Annotated in this window: 16 protein-coding genes; 8 read left to right on the top strand and 8 right to left on the bottom strand. The window is 67.3% G+C overall.

What is annotated here, in order from left to right; genetic code table 11:
• Positions 1–17: 17 nt before the first annotated feature.
• Positions 18–1481 (bottom strand): amino acid permease, encoded by a 1464-nt coding sequence (locus ACFVTE_RS22210; RefSeq protein ID WP_387104399.1) that lies wholly within the window; start codon positions 1479–1481, stop codon positions 18–20.
• A 512-nt stretch (positions 1482–1993) separates the two neighbouring features.
• Here ACFVTE_RS22210 and ACFVTE_RS22205 point away from each other — a divergent pair.
• Together ACFVTE_RS22205 and ACFVTE_RS22200 are read left to right on the top strand one after the other, a co-directional pair.
• Positions 1994–2341: a hypothetical protein gene (locus tag ACFVTE_RS22205; RefSeq protein ID WP_387104396.1), complete on the top strand. Its 348-nt coding sequence runs from the start codon at positions 1994–1996 to the stop codon at positions 2339–2341.
• Positions 2338–4308: a hypothetical protein gene (locus ACFVTE_RS22200; protein ID WP_387104393.1), complete on the top strand. Its 1971-nt coding sequence runs from the start codon at positions 2338–2340 to the stop codon at positions 4306–4308. Before ACFVTE_RS22205 ends, ACFVTE_RS22200 begins: the two co-directional genes overlap by 4 nt.
• 90 nt (positions 4309–4398) lie before the next feature.
• Here the strand turns inward: ACFVTE_RS22200 and ACFVTE_RS22195 are convergent, their stop codons facing one another.
• Complete coding sequence (locus ACFVTE_RS22195; RefSeq protein ID WP_387104391.1) at positions 4399–6177, bottom strand: ABC-F family ATP-binding cassette domain-containing protein; 1779 nt, start codon at positions 6175–6177, stop codon at positions 4399–4401.
• Positions 6178–6524: 347 nt separating this feature from the next.
• Here ACFVTE_RS22195 and ACFVTE_RS22190 point away from each other — a divergent pair, with 347 nt between their 5' ends.
• The 5 genes from ACFVTE_RS22190 to ACFVTE_RS22170 all read left to right on the top strand — a co-directional run bounded on the left by ACFVTE_RS22190 (position 6525) and on the right by ACFVTE_RS22170 (position 10978).
• Complete coding sequence (locus ACFVTE_RS22190; RefSeq protein ID WP_387104388.1) at positions 6525–7286, top strand: CPBP family intramembrane glutamic endopeptidase; 762 nt, start codon at positions 6525–6527, stop codon at positions 7284–7286.
• A gap of 55 nt (positions 7287–7341) precedes the next feature.
• A complete protein-coding gene (locus ACFVTE_RS22185) occupies positions 7342–7782 on the top strand; it encodes a VOC family protein (protein WP_387104385.1) in 441 nt (146 codons plus the stop codon).
• Between the two features lie 21 nt (positions 7783–7803).
• Positions 7804–8757 carry a 1,4-dihydroxy-2-naphthoyl-CoA synthase gene (locus tag ACFVTE_RS22180; protein ID WP_387104382.1) on the top strand — a complete coding sequence of 318 codons (954 nt, stop codon included), beginning with the start codon at positions 7804–7806 and terminating at the stop codon, positions 8755–8757.
• Between the two features lie 75 nt (positions 8758–8832).
• Positions 8833–10005, top strand: coding sequence for an AMP-binding protein (locus ACFVTE_RS22175; RefSeq protein ID WP_387104379.1), 1173 nt, complete (start codon positions 8833–8835; stop codon positions 10003–10005).
• Positions 10006–10096: 91 nt separating this feature from the next.
• On the top strand, positions 10097–10978 hold the full coding sequence (locus ACFVTE_RS22170; protein ID WP_387104377.1) for a 1,4-dihydroxy-2-naphthoate polyprenyltransferase: 882 nt from the start codon (positions 10097–10099) through the stop codon (positions 10976–10978).
• Positions 10979–10981: 3 nt separating this feature from the next.
• Here ACFVTE_RS22170 and ACFVTE_RS22165 read toward each other — a convergent pair whose 3' ends face one another.
• Positions 10982–11305, bottom strand: coding sequence for a DUF4229 domain-containing protein (locus ACFVTE_RS22165; protein ID WP_387104375.1), 324 nt, complete (start codon positions 11303–11305; stop codon positions 10982–10984).
• Between the two features lie 174 nt (positions 11306–11479).
• Here ACFVTE_RS22165 and ACFVTE_RS22160 point away from each other — a divergent pair, with 174 nt between their 5' ends.
• Positions 11480–11980 carry a PLD nuclease N-terminal domain-containing protein gene (locus ACFVTE_RS22160; RefSeq protein WP_387104372.1) on the top strand — a complete coding sequence of 167 codons (501 nt, stop codon included), beginning with the start codon at positions 11480–11482 and terminating at the stop codon, positions 11978–11980.
• 370 nt (positions 11981–12350) lie between these two features.
• Here ACFVTE_RS22160 and ccsB read toward each other — a convergent pair whose 3' ends face one another.
• The 5 genes from ccsB to ACFVTE_RS22135 are packed head-to-tail and all read right to left on the bottom strand — an operon-like array spanning position 12351 to position 17277.
• Positions 12351–13457 (bottom strand): c-type cytochrome biogenesis protein CcsB, encoded by a 1107-nt coding sequence (gene ccsB / locus ACFVTE_RS22155; RefSeq protein ID WP_387104370.1) that lies wholly within the window; start codon positions 13455–13457, stop codon positions 12351–12353.
• Positions 13457–15235 carry a cytochrome c biogenesis protein ResB gene (locus tag ACFVTE_RS22150; RefSeq protein WP_387104368.1) on the bottom strand — a complete coding sequence of 593 codons (1779 nt, stop codon included), beginning with the start codon at positions 15233–15235 and terminating at the stop codon, positions 13457–13459. The genes ccsB and ACFVTE_RS22150 overlap by 1 nt, the downstream gene beginning before the upstream one ends.
• Positions 15235–15990 carry a cytochrome c biogenesis protein CcdA gene (locus tag ACFVTE_RS22145; RefSeq protein WP_353713065.1) on the bottom strand — a complete coding sequence of 252 codons (756 nt, stop codon included), beginning with the start codon at positions 15988–15990 and terminating at the stop codon, positions 15235–15237. Before ACFVTE_RS22145 ends, ACFVTE_RS22150 begins: the two co-directional genes overlap by 1 nt.
• Positions 15991–15996: 6 nt before the next feature.
• Positions 15997–16608 (bottom strand): TlpA family protein disulfide reductase, encoded by a 612-nt coding sequence (locus tag ACFVTE_RS22140; protein WP_387104365.1) that lies wholly within the window; start codon positions 16606–16608, stop codon positions 15997–15999.
• Between the two features lie 3 nt (positions 16609–16611).
• The gene (locus ACFVTE_RS22135) at positions 16612–17277 is read right to left on the bottom strand and encodes a histidine phosphatase family protein (RefSeq protein ID WP_387104362.1); all 666 of its coding nucleotides are present in this window, start codon (positions 17275–17277) and stop codon (positions 16612–16614) included.
• Positions 17278–17440 lie beyond the last annotated feature (163 nt).

Raw genomic sequence — 17440 nt, 5'->3', positions numbered from 1 at the left:
GTGATCTAAACAGGCAGCTAGCTGAAGAGTTCGCTCTTCGGCTCGTTGTTCTTGACCTTCTGCCAGCCCAGCCACAGCACCAGGGCAAAGGCCGGGATGCTGGCCAGGGTCCAGAGGCCGAGCAGGAAGACGTCGCCCGTGGCCTTGTCCGTCATGGTGTCGAAGCCGATCAGCACGGTGATGGCCAGCAGCGCCACAAGCCCGGCCCAGCTGGTCCACGGCGAACCGGGCATCGGCAGGCTGGAGACGTTGCCCTTCTTCTTGCGCAGGGCGATCTGGCTGGCAAAGATGGAGCCCCAGGTGAAGATGACGCCGATTGAGGCGGTGTTGAGGGCGAGGTCGAACGCGTGCGAGCCGCCCAGCCAGATGTTCAGCAGGATGCCCACCAGGTACACGGCGGCGATGGCCAGGATGGCGGCGTACGGCACGTGGCGGCTGGACATCTTGGTCAGCCACTGCGGGGCATGGCCGTTGTTGGCCATGGTGCGGAAGATCCGGCCGATCGAGTACAGGCCGGAGTTGCAGGAGGACAGCGCGGCGGTGATGACGATCATGTTCATGACGTCGCCCATCCACGGCAGCCCCATCTGGCCGAAGACGGTGACGAACGGGGAGGTGCCGGCCTTGTACTGGTCCGAGGGCAGCAGCATGGCCAGCAGGGTCACGGAACCGACGTAGAACACCACGATGCGGATCACGACGGCGCGGATCGCCTTGGGCACTTCGCGTTCCGGGTTTTCCATCTCGCCGGCGGTGATGCCCACGAGTTCGATGGCGTTGTAGGCGAAGATGACGGCGTTGAGCACGAGGATCATCACCAGGGCACCCTTGGGGAACATGCCGCCGTCGCCGGCGAAGAGGTTGACCGGCGACGCGTGGCCGGCGCCCACCTTGGCGTTGGTGACCACCATGAAGGTGCCCACCGCCAGGAAGATCACGATGGCGCCGACCTTGAGGCAGGACGCCCAGAATTCGAATTCGCCGAACGCCTTGACGCTGAGCAGGTTCACGGCCACCAGCAGCACCAGCGCTGCGATGGCGGAGAGCTCCACGGGGACGTTGGGGAAGAAGAACTGGAAGTAGAGGCCGATCGCGATCAGTTCCGCGATGCCGGTCATGGCCCAGTTGATGAAATACATCCAGCCGGACAGGTAGGCGCCCTTCTTGCCGAACAGTTCGCCGGCGTAGCTCACGAACGAGCCCGACGTCTGCCGGTACATGATGAGCTCGCCGAGCGCACGCATCAGCAGATAAGCGATGACGCCGGCAATGGCGTAGGAGAAGATCAGCGCGGGACCGGTGGAGGCCAGCCGGCCGCCGGCTCCCATGAACAGGCCGACGCCGATGGCGCCGCCCATCGCGATCATGGTGACGTGGCGCCGGCTCAGGGTCTTTTTGTAGCCCTCGGCGCTGAGGGTTGAGTCGACGGCGGCGGATGGAGCCGTCGGGCTCATAAGTTCTGTGGGGGTACTTTGAGGCACAACTGTTCCTTGTAGGTCGGGGGTTGCCTGGGGTAGGGCACTGCCGGTTCCGGAACCGGGAGTTTTGTACAGATAATTCGACTTCAGGCCCCTCCTGAGGACCCTGTGTGCACAAAAACTCGTGGAGCATCGAAGGTTCGCACGGCCCATCCATCGTACAAGATTTCCGGACTGCCCGTGACGCGCGCAACATTCCGCAGGCCAGGGCCTGTGTTGGACCCGCTCCCATGCCGCGTTGCGAAACAGTAACTCGAATGGAGAAAAGGCTCCTCTGACGCCCTGATTGCGGCTACTCTGAGCACCATGGCTGGGGATTCGTTCCCGGCCATGGCGTCCGCACCGTCTCATGCGGACGCCGGCACTCGCGCCATTTTTCAGGGGGGACTATGAGAAAGAGAGCACTACTGCTGTCTGCGGCCTTGCTGCTGGCAGCCCCGGGGTGTTCCGGCGGGGGCCCAGCCCCTTCCGGATCCGGCCCCAGCGCTTCACCACCGGCAACCAGTACGACGGCGGTGTCCCAGCCGCCGTCGGAATCTTCACCACCCACGACGGCACCTTCCCTGCCCACCGATGTGTCCACGTCGCTGAACGCGATCGACGCCCTACAGGAGCACACCTGCGCAGCCGGCGCCGACGGCCAGTGGACGTTCAAAGGCACCCTGGTCAACTCATCGGACAAAGCCAAAAAATACACGGTGGCCATTGCGGTCACCGTCGGCGCGGCGGTCCAGGGCCACACCCTGATCACGGAAACGGTCCAGGCAGGGAAATCGGCTGAAGTTTCTGCAAAGAACTTCGCCAAAACCACGGGCCAGACCGGCACGTGCGAACCGGTGGTGTCGGTGGAGGACGCTTCGTGAAAAAACCAATACTTGCGGCGGCCCTGCTCCTGAGCCTGGCGGCCGGATCACTCGCGTCATCCCCTGCCCTCGCGGTCGGTTCCGAGACGCCGCCCAGCCAGGCGTCCGACTCCTCCCCCGCTGCCGGAACCGCAGGCACCACCGCGGCCACCGACCCGGCCACCACCCCCGCAGCTGACCCGGTTCCCGACCCCTCCACGGATCCGGCGACTGATCCAGCCACAGGTCCGGTGACGGACCCCGCGGCGCCGGAGCCGCCGTCGGATGCCTCTGTGACGGGCCCCGCTGTCACCGATCCGGCCGTCACGGACCCTGCCGTCACGGAACCGGCCGTTACTGATCCTGCGCCGGCCCCCGATCCCGAATTTGTCACCGCCGGCGGCATCGGTGCCAAGTGGCGGAGCCTTGGCGGAGCGGGCGGCGTGCTCGGCGAGCCGACGTCGAACGAGCAGTGCTCGGCCGGGCTCTGCGTGCAGAACTTCACCGGTGGCTCGATCTACTGGACCTCCAAGTCGGGCGCGCATCCGGTCCTGCTGTCCTCCGGACGCACCGGTCCGCAGTGGACAGCGGGCGGCGGCCTCGCGGCCTTCGGCTACCCCGTCGGCGACGAAATCGTCCTGGGCTCACGCTCCCTGCAGAAGTTCTCCACCGGCAAGGTGATCATCTGGACAGGAACCCGCTTCCTCAGCTTCTCCACCGGAACGGGGATCGGCAGCCGCTGGGCAGCGTCGGGCGCCGAGACGGTGCTGGGCCTGCCATCGGCCGGTGAAACCTGCGGGCTGAAAAACGGGGGCTGCTCGCAGGTCTTCGACAACGGCACCATCTACTGGTCGCCGCAGACCAGGGGCCAGGTGATCCGCGGCGGCATCGGCTCCCGCTGGCGTGCCGCCGGCGCGCAGAACGGCGTCCTGGGCTACCCCACCACCACGGAAGCCTGCGGCCAGGTGGCGGGCGGCTGCCTCCAGCGGTTCCAGGGCGGCAGCATCTACTGGTCGCCCGCCACGGGCGCCTGGATCACGCGCGGCGGCATCGGCACCAGGTACATCCTGACAGGCGGCAACCGCAGTTCCCTGGGCTACCCGCTGGCCAACGAGGCCTGCGGGCAGGCCGCCGGCGGCTGCATCCAGCGGTTCCAGGGGGGCACCATCTACTGGTCCCCGCTGACCCGGGCCTGGACCGTCCGGGCAGGCATCGCCCAGCGGTATGCCACCAACGGCGGGGCAGGCGGCTGGCTGGGCTATCCGACGGCGAACGAAAAATGCGCCGGCGACCAGTGCATCCAGTCCTTCCAGCGCGGCTTCATCGGCTACACCAAGGCCAGCGGCACCCGGGCATACGGAATCACGGAGTGCCAGAAGCTGAACAACGGGCGGTCCCGGTACTCCACCTACGGCGCCAACCGGGTGCTGCTCACGTTTACCCAGGGCTACGGCCAGTCGTATGCCACCAACGTCTACTGCGTCCGGATGGCGGGAACGTACGTTCAGGACTGGCGGACGGACGGTTATGTGGGCGCCTCGGGTTTCAAGGCACCCGGTGTTCCGTCGGGCCCCACCCGTTACCTGTACTCGCCCACGGGTTCGTATTCGGTGACGGAGGCCTTCGGGCTGGGCAACCCGGGTACGGCGCTGCCCTACCGCACGCTTAACCCGCGCTCCCGCTGGGGCGGCAACCCCTGGACCGCGACGTACAACAAGTACTTCGAGTCCTCATCGTGGGTGGGCTGGGACGAGAACATGTGGTACTTCGCCACCCGCGCCACGCACGACTACCGCCAGGGCGTGGTGATCAACTACAACCGGCCCAACATCATCCAGAACGCAGGCTTCGCCATCTTCCTGCACATGAACAAGGTCCCGACGGCGGGCTGCATCTCGCTGGATGACTGGGCCGTGGTGGATTACATCAGGAAGTCCCGGCCCGGTGACCGGATCATCATGGGAACGTACGGCGCCCTGTTCCGGTAGCTTTCCCAACTGAATACCCCAGGCCCGGCAACCGCCCGGGCCTGGGGTTTCTCGTTTCCAGCGCGGCTTGGGTCCTTCTGCTTCGCCGGCTCAGGCGGGCAGCGCCGCCTTCTCCAGCATGCCGTCCACCATGGTGTACCTGAGCCATCTCCCGGAAGCACCCTCGCCTGCCCGGCCCCGGGACCGGTCCGCGCACGCATCGAACCACTCACCCAGGGCACGGTCGTGGCTGACCATCACGACTGTTCCGTCGAACTCCGCGAGCGCCGATTCCAGTTCCTCCACGAGCGCGGGTGCCAGATGGTTGCTGGGTTCATCGAGGAGCATGATGTCCGTGTGGCCGAGTAGCAGCCGCGCGAGTGCCAGCCTGCGCTGCTGGCCTGCCGAGAGTGCGCCCACCGGCACATGGAACTCGCTGGTGCGGAAGAGGCCCAGCCGCAGCAGCGCCTCGGCGTGGTCGTCGATGTTCCCGCCGAGCCCGGCGGCAAAGGCCGGCAGCAGCCGCAGGCTTGGATGCTGGGGCAACTCCAGTTCCTGCTGCAGATAGCCGATCCGGCCGTGGCGCACCACTTGGCCCACGGCCGGCTCGAGCGTTCCGGCCAGGACGGAGAGCAGTGTGGACTTCCCGGCGCCGTTGGGACCGGTGATGAGGATTTTCTGCCCGCGGTCCACACGGAACTCAGCGATGTCCAGCCGGCCCGGCACCTGGGTGTTGCGCGCGTGCAGGACCCCGTCGACGCCTTCCTGGTGTCCGTTCGAGGAAGTCCCGCCGCCGGAAGTCCCGCCGTCGGAAGTCCCGCCGTCGGAAGTCCGGCCGTCGGGCCTGCCGTTCAGCGCGCCGTCGAGTCCGGCGTCGAGCTTCAGGCGTTCCGGCGGGCGCTCCACCGGGTTGTCCTCCAGGCGGCGCAGACGCTCCTGCGCGTTCCGGATCTTACTGGCGGCGGCGCGCTCCCAGGTTCCGGTCTTGAAGTCGAAGGCCGCCTTGTCGTTGTCCCGCCGGCGGGCGTAGCCCATCCGGTCCGACACAGTGTCCGCCTGCCGCCGCTCAGCTGCCATGGCGTCGAGCCAGCCATGGTACTGCTGGACCCAGCGCTGGCGTTCTGCCCGCTTCTCCTTCAGGTAGCCGTCGTAGCCGTTGCCGTAGCGGTTCACCGTGCGGCGCTCGGCGTCGACCTCTATGACGGCGGCGGCGACCTTCCGCAGCAGCACGCGGTCGTGCGAGACCACCACCACGGCTCCGCGGTGCGCTGCGAGGCGGCCCTCGAGCCACGCCGTACCGCTGGCGTCGAGGTGGTTCGTGGGCTCGTCCAGGAGCAGGATGTCCGCGGGATCGGCCAGCAGGCAGGCCAGCGCGACGCGCTCCTGCTCCCCGCCGGACAGCGACCCCAGCGTCCGGGCACGGTCGACGCCGCCAAGGCCCAGCCGGTCCAGCGCCGCCTCTACACGGGATTCCGCGGCGTAGCCCTCGCGCAGCTGGTACTGGGTCTGCAGGTTCCCGTAGGCCTCCAGCTCGGCCGGTCCCGCCGATGCCAGACCGTCCTCCAGCCGCTCCAGCTCGGCTTCCATCTCCCGCAGTGCGCGGAGCGCGTCGTCGATGGCGTCGGCCACGGTCAGCCGGGCGGAGAGTCCGGATGTCTGCGCCAGGTAGCCCACCCGGCCATGCCTCCGGGCCGTTCCTTCCGCGGGCGGCTCGATACCGGCCAGGATCCGCAGCAGGGTGGACTTGCCGGCACCGTTCTCACCCACGACGGCGGCGTGTTCGCCCGCGGCGATCACCAGTTCGATGCCCGCAAAGAGTTCGCGGTCCCCGGAGCCGTGGGAGACGCCGGACAGGCGCAGCTGTTCGGTGCGGAAATTTGGTTCAGTCATGGGAAGTCCTCGCAGTCCAAAGGGCGGCCCCGGAGCCCGATACATACGTCTCGGTGCATACGCTCAACAGGGCCTGGGTCGACAGATCCACTGGATACAGGCCGGAACATGGTCGACGCCGGACGATGCCGGCGTCGTGGTTAGGACTTCATGGGTCAAGCCTGCCCGGCGGCGGGCGGCCCCGTCAAGGTGAGCACGTGTGCCGTCGCGGTTTCGCACCCGCCGCCGGCCCAGCGCGAACGTACAGTTGCGGCCCCAAATGAGCGCTCACCTGGGGCCACAACTGTACGTTCGCGCAGAACCGCAGGTGTCCGTTCGGGCGGGGCGTGGCGCACTACGCTGGAGGCATGGTGAATACCAGACGCATGCTCCCTGCTCCGCGGCCGGATCTCTACCGGTTTTCGCCGCTGGACCTCACCGCCGCCGGGCTTTATGTGGCCGTAGCGGCTTTCTTCGCGCTGGCCGGAGAACTGATCCTGCCGCTGCTCCGGGCGCTGGCCCCGACGCCGGCCGTGGCCTCCTACGGTGTGAACCTTCTGTTCTACGGGTGCGTCGGGGCGCTGGCGCTGTTTGCCGCCCGCGGTGTGGTGTCCCGGGACTTCAAAGTGCTTGCCACCCGGCCCTGGTTCACGCTCGCGATGGTGCCGCTGGCCGTCGTCGCGATGATGATTGTCACCGCCGTCCTGGTGGCCGTCGGCGGGACCGCCGAGACCTCCGCCAACCAGGCCGGGCTGCAGGCGCTCATGCGGCAGGTGCCGGCCTGGCTGATGGTGCCGCTGATTGTCGTGGTGGGCCCGTTCGTGGAGGAGTACGTGTTCCGGCACCTGCTGATCGGGAAGCTGAGCCGGCGCGTCAACATCTGGATCTGCTGCGGACTGTCCGTGATCCTCTTCGCCGCCCTGCACATCGTGGGCCAGGAAGCCCTCACGCTTCCCGCCCTCATGCCGTACCTGGCCATGGGCGGCACCCTGGTGTTTGTCTACGTGTGGACGGGGCGGAACCTGATGTTTTCGTACTTCGTCCATGCCACCAAGAACCTGCTGGCCGCGGTCTTCCTGTACACCATCCCGCCGGAACTCCTGGACCAGCTGCAGCGCGCCCAGAGCTAGAGTCACCCCTCCCTGCCCCTATCCCGAGGCGGCGGCGCCGTCGTAGCTTGGTGCCATGGGACTCAACATTCAGATCGCCATCGACTGCCGCCACCCGCACGACCTCGCCGACTGGTGGGCCGAAACGCTGGACTGGTCCGTGGAGCCGCAGGACGAGGGCTTCATCCGGTCCATGATCAGCCAGGGCTTCGCCACGGAAGACCAGACCATGACGCACAACGGCAAGCTCGTGTGGAAGGACGGCGCGGCGATCCGGCCCACCGAGGAACTTGACGCCAAGGCACCTGAACGGCGCCTGCTGTTCCAGACCGTGCCGGAGCAGAAGACCATCAAGAACCGGGTGCACTGGGACGTCCGGCTCGACGGCCGGGACAAGGATGACGTCCGCGCCGAACTCGAAGCCCGCGGCGCCACCTTCCTCTGGACAGCCAGCCAGGGCCCGCACGAATGGCACACCATGGCCGACCCTGAGGGCAACGAGTTCTGCATCAGCTGAGCCGATTACTAGACTTGGACGGTGAGCAACGAATTCCCCGCCAAGGTTTCCGACGTCTTTGACCCGTCCCGCTGGCGCACCGTGTCCGGCTTCGACGACTTCCAGGACCTGACGTACCACCGGCAGGTGGAGCGGTCCGACGACGGCACCGTGGCCCGGGACCTGCCCACCGTCCGCATCGCGTTCAACCGGCCGGAGGTCCGCAACGCCTTCCGCCCGGGGACCGTGGACGAGCTGTACCGCGCCATGGACCACGCCCGGATGACGCCGGATGTGGCCACCGTGCTGCTCACCGGCAACGGTCCCTCCCCCAAGGATGGCGGCCACTCGTTCTGCTCCGGCGGGGACCAGCGGATCCGCGGCCGGGACGGGTACCGCTATGCCGACGGCGAGACGCAGGAAACCATCGACCCCGCCCGTGCCGGCCGGCTCCACATTTTGGAAGTCCAGCGGCTCATGCGGACCATGCCCAAGGTGGTCATCGCCGTCGTCAACGGCTGGGCGGCCGGCGGGGGCCACTCCCTGCATGTTGTCTCTGACCTGACCATCGCCTCGCGGCAGTTCGGCAAGTTCAAGCAGACGGACGCCACGGTGGGCAGTTTCGACGCCGGCTACGGCTCGGCGCTGCTGGCCCGGCAGATCGGCCAGAAGTCCGCCCGGGAGATCTTCTTCCTCGCGCGCGAATATTCCGCAGAGGACATGGTTCGGATGGGGGCCGTGAACGAGGCGGTGGACCACGAGCGCCTCGAGGAGGTGGCCCTGGAGTACGCCGCGGACATCGCCCGGCAGTCCCCGCAGGCCATCCGGATGCTCAAGTTCGCCTTCAACCTTGCCGACGACGGGCTGGCCGGCCAGCAGGTGTTCGCCGGCGAAGCTACCCGTTTGGCGTATATGACCGACGAGGCGGTGGAGGGCAAGGAAGCCTTCCTGCAAAAACGCGACCCCGACTGGTCGAAGTTCCCGTACTACTTCTAAGCCCGCACTCGTCGGAAGGCACCCCATGCTCCCCAGGTCCGCGCACCTTATGTCCACACAACGCAGGCGCACGCAGTGAACATCGAGCCGGCCCTCAGGGCACTGGCGGCCGCCCTCCATGGTGAGGGTTCCGCCGTCGAACTTTCCGCCGGCCCCGACGGCGAACCGGTGGTGACGCCAGTCCCGACCCCCGGGTTTGAGGACGCCGTCGTGGTGGTCCGCACCTCCGGATCCACCGGGACGCCCAAGGCGACGGTCCTGACGGTGGACGCCCTGGCGGCGTCGTCGATGGCCACCGCCTTCGCCCTCAAGGGCGAGGGCCAGTGGCTGCTGGCCCTGCCGCTGCAGTACGTGGCCGGCGTCCAGGTGCTGGTCCGGTCGCTGTTCGCCGGCACCCGGCCGTGGGCCATGGACCTGTCCGGGGGCTTCACCGCGGATGCCTTCACCGCGGCCGCACTGGAGCTGACGGACAAGATCCGCTTCACGTCCCTGGTGCCCGCGCAGCTGCAGCGCCTGCTCGCCGACCCGTCGGCGGACACACTCGCCGTGCTGCGCCGCTTCAACGGCATTCTGCTCGGCGGCGCCCCGGCCTCTGCCGAGCTCCTCGAATCCGCGCGCGAGGCCGGCCTCCGGGTGGTCACCACCTACGGCGCTGCGGAAACCTGCGGCGGCTGTGTGTACGACGGCTACCCGCTCGAGGGCGTGGCCGTGCGGCTCGGCGACGACGGCCGGATCCACCTGGGCGGGGCGACGCTCGCCGCCGGCTACCTGGACGCACGGCTGCAGACCGCAGAGGCCTTCGTCGAGGAGGACGGCAGCCGCTGGTACCGCACCAACGACCTCGGCACCCTGGGCGCCGACGGCCGGCTCACCGTGCTGGGCCGCGCCGACGACGTCATCATCACCGGCGGCGTCAAGGTCTCCGCCGCGCACGTGCAGGCCGAGCTGGAAAAGTCCGACGGCGTGACGGCGGCTTTTGTGGCCGGCGTCGAGTCCGCGAAATGGGGCCAGGCCGTTGCGGCGTATGTGGCGGTGACCGGGACCGCGTCCGGGGATGCCGGCGCTGGCGCCGGCGGTGGTGGTGCTGTACGGGACGGGGCGGCGTGGGCCGAGGAATGGCACCGCACGCTGGGGCTGCTGGCCCCCAAGACCGTCCTGCCGGCCGGCGAGCTGATCATGCTGCCGAACGGCAAGCCGGACCGGCTGGCCATGATTGAACGGCTCAACGCCCTCCATCAGGGAAAATAGAGTAGTCCTGGCCGCGCCGCTGCGGCTTCCGCGTAACCAGCGCGCGCCATGCTTTTTGAACGTATCACCGACCCAACACGAGGTACTTACCGTGGCAACAGCCGCACAATGGATCCAAGGCGCCCGGCTTCGCACCCTGCCGGCCGCGATCGCCCCTGTCCTGATCGGCTCGGCAGCGGCCTATGAGATGGGTTCCTTCCTCCCGCTCAACGCAGTTTTGGCGGCCCTTGTGGCGCTGCTGCTGCAGGTCGGCGTGAACTACGCCAACGATTACTCGGACGGGATCCGCGGAACGGACGAAAACCGCGTCGGCCCGCTGCGGCTGGTCGGTTCCGGTGCGGCCCGCCCCGAACACGTGAAGTATGCCGCGTTCGGTGCCTTCGGCCTGGCGATGCTCGTGGGCCTGGTCCTGGTCCTCCTCACACAGACGTGGTGGCTGCTGCTGGTGGGGGTGGGCTGCGTGATGGCGGCCTGGGGCTACACCGGCGGAAAGAACCCCTACGGCTACATGGGCCTGGGCGACGTCTTCGTGTTCGTGTTCTTCGGGCTGGTGGCAACGCTTGGCACCACGTATACGCAGGCGGGGCAGATCGGCCTGCCCGCGGTGATTGGCGCCATCGGCACGGGCCTGATTGCCTGCGCCCTGCTGATGGCCAACAATGTCCGGGACATCCCCTCGGACATCCAGGCCGGGAAGAAGACCCTGGCGGTGCGGCTGGGCGACAAGCACGCCCGCGAGAGCTACGTGCTGATGCTGGCCGTGGCCATCCTGCTCGTGGTGATTCTGGCGCCCACGCGGCCGTGGATGCTGATCGTGCTGCTGCTGATCCCGGCGTGCCTGATGCCGGCCTGGCTCATGATCAACGGACGGAAGCGCAAGAGCCTCATCCCGGTCCTGAAGCAGACGGGACTGATCAACCTCGGCTACGCCGTGCTGTTCTCGCTGGGACTCGTGCTGAGCACCGGGCTCTAAGGCCTAAGCGTCGCCGGCCTGGGGTTCGCGCTTCTTGACGTCGTTGCGGATGGTGACGTCCGGGTTGGTGTCGACGAGGCGGTCCTCGGCCAGCGCATCATCGATCTCCCCGGCGGTGCGGATGGGCTTGGCCCGGCCGGAGAAGCGGGCGTGCAGTGACGCCGTCGCGGCATCGCGCTGCTTCTGGAAGAACAGGTAGCTGATGGCGAAGGAAATCAGCCCCGCACAGACGACGGCCAGAAACCACCCCAGCTGCAGGAAGACAAACAGCACAAACAGGGGCAGGAAGATCGCGAACCGGATCAGGGTGTATTTCAGAAAAGCCACTATCCAAGTTTAGCCGCCCTGCCTGAACGTATCCTGCCGGTGCTGTTGGCGCACGGCTGGCGTTGCCCGGGGCAGCGCCGTCGTCATCTGCGGCTCCGGTTCGGCGTTTTGCTGGCGCCTGACTGTGGGCATACTGTAATCTCCGCCGGCGCGCGCGACGGCTAGACTGATTGCATGCCTCGTGTTGCACTCGCAGTCGCCATTCTCGCCATCTACGTCTATGGACTCGTGGACGTTATTCGGACCGACAAGCGTTTCACCCGCGGCTTTTCCAAGACAACCTGGCTGATCATGGTGATCCTCCTACCGCTCATCGGCGCCGCGCTGTGGTTCCTGATCGGCCGCCCCCGCGCCACGACTGTGGCCCAGCCCGTGTACCCGAAGCACCCCACCGCCCCCGACGACGACCCCGACTTCCTACGGAACCTCGAGCAGCGTCGCCGCCAGGCCGAGGCGGAGCGCCTCCGCAAGCTTCGGGACGACGCGGCCCGGAAGAACCAGGCCGACGGCGGCACTCACCGCACGGGCGCAACGGGCGCAGGCGGCACGGGGGCAACCCCGGGTATCGGCAGCGGCAGTTCGAGTGCCAGCGGCCCTGCGTCGGGTGAGCCTGGTCCACGCAAGCCGGGCGCCTCCGGAGAGGCCAACGCCGAAGGCAACCCCGAGGCAAAGTAGCCTCCTCACCCCTCCATCACGTGGCCGATTTACCAAAAAGGGCCGCCCAGCTATCAGGCCGGGGGCCTTTTCCGGTAAATCGACGGCGCAGTATGCTCCTAAGCCGGGTCCACGCCCTCTTCCTCCCGCCCTGCAGGCACAGCCGTTCACCATCCGGCAGGCTACTGCTGCCGGCCTGACACGCAGACGCGCCCGCGCCCTCGATTTGGCGAGCCCCTGCCACGGCGTACGCTCGCCAGCGGCCGTGGAGATCACCCTCCTCGTTCGCGCGCGGGGTCTTAGCCTTCGACGAGCGCATGCGGCCCTTTTGGGTAATTCGGCAAGCCCCGCAGCCAGGTGGCCGCCCCGGAAGGAGAGCCGGAGAACTCCCCTACAGCCCCGAGTAGGAGTGCAGGCCGTTGAAGAACTGGTTCACGATGGTGAAGTTGAAGACCACGCACAGGTAGCCCACGATCGACAGCCAGGCCGCGCGGGTTCCCGTCCAGCCGCGGGTGGCGCGGGCGTGCAGGTAGCCGGCGTAGACCACCCAGATCACGAAGGTCCACACTTCCTTGGTGTCCCAGCCCCAGAACCGGCCCCAGGCCTTCTCGGCCCAGATCGCGCCGAACATGAGGGTGAAGGTCCAGCCGATGAAGGCGATCGCGTTGATGCGGTAGGACAGGTTCTCCAGGCTCAGCGCGGACGGCACCAGTCGCATGAACCCCAGCTTGTCCGCACCACCGGCGGAGATGGCCTTCTGCCGGTGCGACTGGACCAGCTGCAGCGCGGACATGGCGAACGTCAGGGTGAACAGCGCCGAGGACAGCACCGCGATGGACACGTGGATGATCAGCCAGTAGCTCTGCAGCGCGGGCACCAGGTGGCCGACGGGCGTCCAGAACGCCACGGACGCGGCCACCAGCATGATGATCACCAGACCCACCACGAAGGTGCCGAGGAAGCGCAGGTCACGGCGGACCAGGGCCACGAGGAACACGGCCGCCACCAGGAACGCGCCGGTGGTGAGGAACTCGTACATGTTGCCCCACGGCACTCGGCCGGCGCCCACCGCGCGGGTCAGCACGGCGGCGGCGTGGATCGACGCGCCCAGGACGGTCAGTGCCACGGCGACGCGTGCCGGCGCACGGCGTTCACCGTAGCGCATGCTGTCGTCAGCGGTCTGCCCGGCGGCGCCGTTCGCGGTGCCTGAGGAGTACGACGTCGGCCGTTCGGCACGGTCTGCCGGTCCGGACAGGCGGTCCTCACCGCTGCCCGCGGTCCGGGACGTGCTTGATCCAACGCCGGCACCCACGGGAACCTTGGCGGACGTACCCGCGGACGTGCTGGCAGCTGCGGCCTTGAGGTCAATCGACTTCAGGGCCTTGCTGCTCTTGGCCAGGTCCCACGCGAACGCGATGAAGGCGACGGTGTAGGTGCCGGCGGCAAGCAGCATGAAGAGCTCGCTGTACTGGCCCATGGTCTCGTTGATGGGAAACATTACTGGTCCTTCGTCGGCTCAGGCGAGCCTGCTGGTGAGGAGTTGGAAGGTGGTGTTTCGGGGTTGTCGGCGTCGAGGTTCCACTTGCGCAGCAGGAGGCCGCGCAGCGTGGCAGCCTCGCCGGAAAGGCGGTGGTCCTCGCCGCGGGCGAGGAGACCGTACTCCACCATGGTCCGGCCGTCCTCGTGGGTGCCCGTGCGGACCCAGACGCGGCGCCGGTTCACATAAAGGGAGACGATCAGCCCGGCCACCGCAAGCAGCGCGAAGATCAGCGCGGAGAGCTGTCCGGGGTTGTGGTGGATGTCCACGCCCACGTACTTCTTCACGCCGTCGAACGTGATGGAACCCTTGCCGTCGGGCAGTGTGTAGGTGTTGCCCGGGGCCAGCGTGATGCCGCCAGCCTTGAGGTTCCGGCTGTTGAGTTCCTTGAGGTTCTTGACGTCGAGCTCAAAGACGTTCTGCGGGGCACCCTTGTCCAGGCCAAGGTCGCCGTAGAAGGAGTTCAGGCTCAGCTGCGGGTTGATGAGGTCGGGATCGCCACTGAAGGAGATGCCCTGCTCGGTTACCAGCGCCGTGGGCAGGAAGAAGCCCACAAACCCGAGCTGGTCGGGCTTCGCGTCGGGCACCTTGATCACCACCGAGGAGTAGTAGTTCTCGCCCTGCAGCTTGGCCACCACAGGACCCTGCATGGCCACGTTGCCGTTGCCGTCACGGACCGTGACCACCGGGGCGTAGCCGTTACCCGTCAGGTAGATGCTGGTGCCGCCGAGCGTGACGGGGTCGTTGACCTTGAGGACTTCCTTCTTGGCCGGCGCCCCCGGGTTTTCCTTGGTGGTGACGTCCGCGGTGAAGTCGATGGGCTGGCCGAACTTGCCCTGGGATTCCCGGTCGAACGTGGCCTGGAACTTGTCCAGCTGGATCGAGTACGGCTGGAGCTGGCTGCTCTGGAAGTTGGTGCCGGGGTTGAACTGGTCATACCCCACCAGGGTGTTCACAAACGTGTCACCCTCCACCAGGATGCGCTGGCCGCTGTACCCGAACAGGCCACCGATGGCCACGGACACCAGCACGCCGATCAGCGAAGTGTGGAAAACAAGGTTTCCCACTTCCTTCAGGAAGCCGCGCTCGGCCCCCAAAGACGGCCGCGCGCCGTCGTCGTGCCTTACCTCAACGCGGTATCCGCGTTTCTTCAGCAGCGCCGCTGCATCCTCAATGGCGTCCGACGCCGGGATGCCGGCGTCCGCCGGCAGCACCAGGGTGCCGTACTCGGGCAGGCGGGACAGGCGCTTCGGGGTGCGCGGCGGCTGCGACCGCATGGCCTTGTAGTGGGCGATGGCGCGGGGCACCACGCAGCCGATCAGCGAAATGAACAGCAGGATGTAGATGGCCGAGAACCAGGCGGAGGAGTAGACGTCGTACAGCTGCAGCGAGTCCAGCAGCTTGCCGTAGTCCGGGTGGTCCTTGATGTACTGGGTGACCACGGAGGGGTTGGCCGGCCGCTGCGGGAACAGCGATCCGGGCACCGCGGCCACCGCCAGCAGCAGCAGGAGGAACAGCGCGGTGCGCATGCTGGTCAGCTGGGTCCAGGCCCAGCGCAGCATGCCCACGAAGCCCAGCGACGGGAGGGCAGCCCCGGCCTTGGCGGCCTTCACGGCGTCCTTGGCTTTCCGACCCTTGGGCGCGCCTTTCTGGGGCTCGGCGGCGTCATTCTGGGCAGGCCCGGGCTGCGGGGCGTCCCCGGCCGGGGTTTTCTCGGTTGACTTCACACGCTCGCTCATCAGATCGGCAACTTCACGTCGGTTTGGAACCAGTACTGCAATTCGGTGACCCAGGTTCCCCACAGACCCGTAGCCATCAGGATGCCCAGGACAATCAGGACTCCGCCGCCGGTGCGCTGGATGGCCAGCCGGTGCTTGCGGAAGAAGGACATCACGCCGGCACCGCGGCGCACCGCCAGGGCAATCAGCAGGAACGGGATGCCCAGCCCAAGGCTGTAGACGAAGGCCAGGAACGCACCCTTCGCCGCGGACGAGCCGCCAGAGAGGCTCAGGAGCTGGACGGCGGAGTAGGTCGGGCCGATGCAGGGCGCCCAGCCGAGGCCGAACGTGATGCCCAGCAGCGGTGCGCCCCAGAGGCCTGCCGGCGGTTTCGCGTGGATCTTGGCGTCGCGCTGGAACCAGGAGAATCCACCCATGAACACCACGCCCATCAGGATCACCAGTACGCCCAGGACCTGCGTGATCCAGGCGTTCTGGCCGCCCGAGATCAGGGACCCCAGCTGGCCGAACGCCCCGCCGAGCAGCACGAAGATCACCGAGAAGCCGAGCACGAACAGGCCGATGCCCGCCAGCATGCGGCCGCGCTTCTGCTTCTGCAGGTCAACGCCCGTGAGTCCCGTGACGTAGCCCAGGTAGCCGGGCACCAGCGGGAGCACGCACGGCGAGAGGAAGGACACGAGTCCGGCCAGCAGCGCCACGGGGATGGCGAGCAGCAGCGAACCGTTCAGGATGGCTTCGGCGAAGGGGCTGTTCACGGGACGTTACTCTGCCACGGCAGACTGGATGAGAGCTTTGAGCGTGCCCTTCTCGATCTCCCCCAGCACACGCGATGCAACCCGTCCCTGCTTGTCCATGACGAGCGTCGTGGGGACGGCGCCCGGGGGCACCAGGCCGGAAACGGCAAGCAGCACGCTGCCGTCCTTGTCGTCGAAGCTCGGGTACGTGAGGCCAAAGGTCTTGTCGAAGGCGTCGGCCGTGGCCTTCTCGTCGCGCAGGTTCACGCCGAAGAACTGCACGCCCTTGCTCTTGAACTCCTGGTGCAGGGCTTCCAGTGAGGGCGCCTCCACCCGGCAGGGCGCACAGGCGGCGAACCAGAAGTTCAGCACGGTGACCTTGCCAAGGAAGTCCTTGGGGGTCACGGCGGTGCCGTCAAACAGGGTGCCCTGGATCTGGATGCCGGACTTTCGCTCGGATGCCGCGAACTCGGTTACCGAGCCGTCACCGGCCACGTAGTTCTTGTTGTCCCCGGCTTTGGCCTGTTTGGCCAGGGCGTCCTCCTGGGCGCAGGCGGACAGACCCAGCGTGATCGCCGTCAGGGCCAGGCCGCCGGCGGCGAGGACGCTGCGGCGGGAACTCTTGGGTGTTTCAGTCATAACTTAGGCTCCGGGGGTGCTCGAGGCACCGGGAAGAAGGGCGGCGGCAGGTTCGCTGTACTCCACGCGCAGCAGGGCGCCGTCGTCGCCGAAAACCAGGGAGGTGAGGGAGGTCAAGGTGCATTCGCGTTTCCGCGGATCGTGCCACAGCGGCTTGCCCTCGGCGCTGAGCCGGGTGGCCCAGATGGGCAGCTGGTGGCAGACCAGGATGGCCTCGGCGTCGTCGCCGCCCAGCTCGATGGCCTTGGCGCGGGCTTCCTGGACGGCCTCGGTCACGCGGGCCGCCTGCTGCTTGTAGGGCTCGCCCCAGGAGGGGCGGAACGGGTTGATCAGGTGCGGCCAGTGCTTCGGCTTGCGCAGCTCGGCCTTGGTGACCTTCAGCCCTTCGAAGTGGTTTTCCGCCTCGATGATGCGGCTGTCGGTGTGGATGTCCAGCCCGAGCGCTTCCGCGGTGGGCTGGGCAGTTTCCTGGGCACGGGTGAGCGGCGACGCCACCAGGTACACGATGTTGGCGCCCTGGGCTACGCGGTCGCGGAAGTGCCCGGCGAGCGTCTGCGCCATCTGCCGGCCAAGTTCGGAGAGGTGGAATTCAGGCAGCCTGCCGTACAGGACACCTTCGGGGTTGTGGACCTCGCCGTGGCGGAGCAAATGGACAGTGGCTTGGGGCATGTCTACCAGTTTCTCAAAGGGCAGGGGCAATGGCGAAATCTTCTACACCAAGTAGAACTCAAAAATTTTTCAAAAAGTTCCCGGCCGCTGGAATAAAAGATGCAAATGCATGTTTATACTGGATGCAGCAGTTAGTTGAGACTTCAATAAAAAGCTTCAACGA

This window comes from Arthrobacter sp. NPDC058097, from assembly GCF_042884885.1.
Classification (GTDB): domain Bacteria; phylum Actinomycetota; class Actinomycetes; order Actinomycetales; family Micrococcaceae; genus Arthrobacter.
This window is presented reverse-complemented; position numbering and strand designations above follow the sequence as displayed.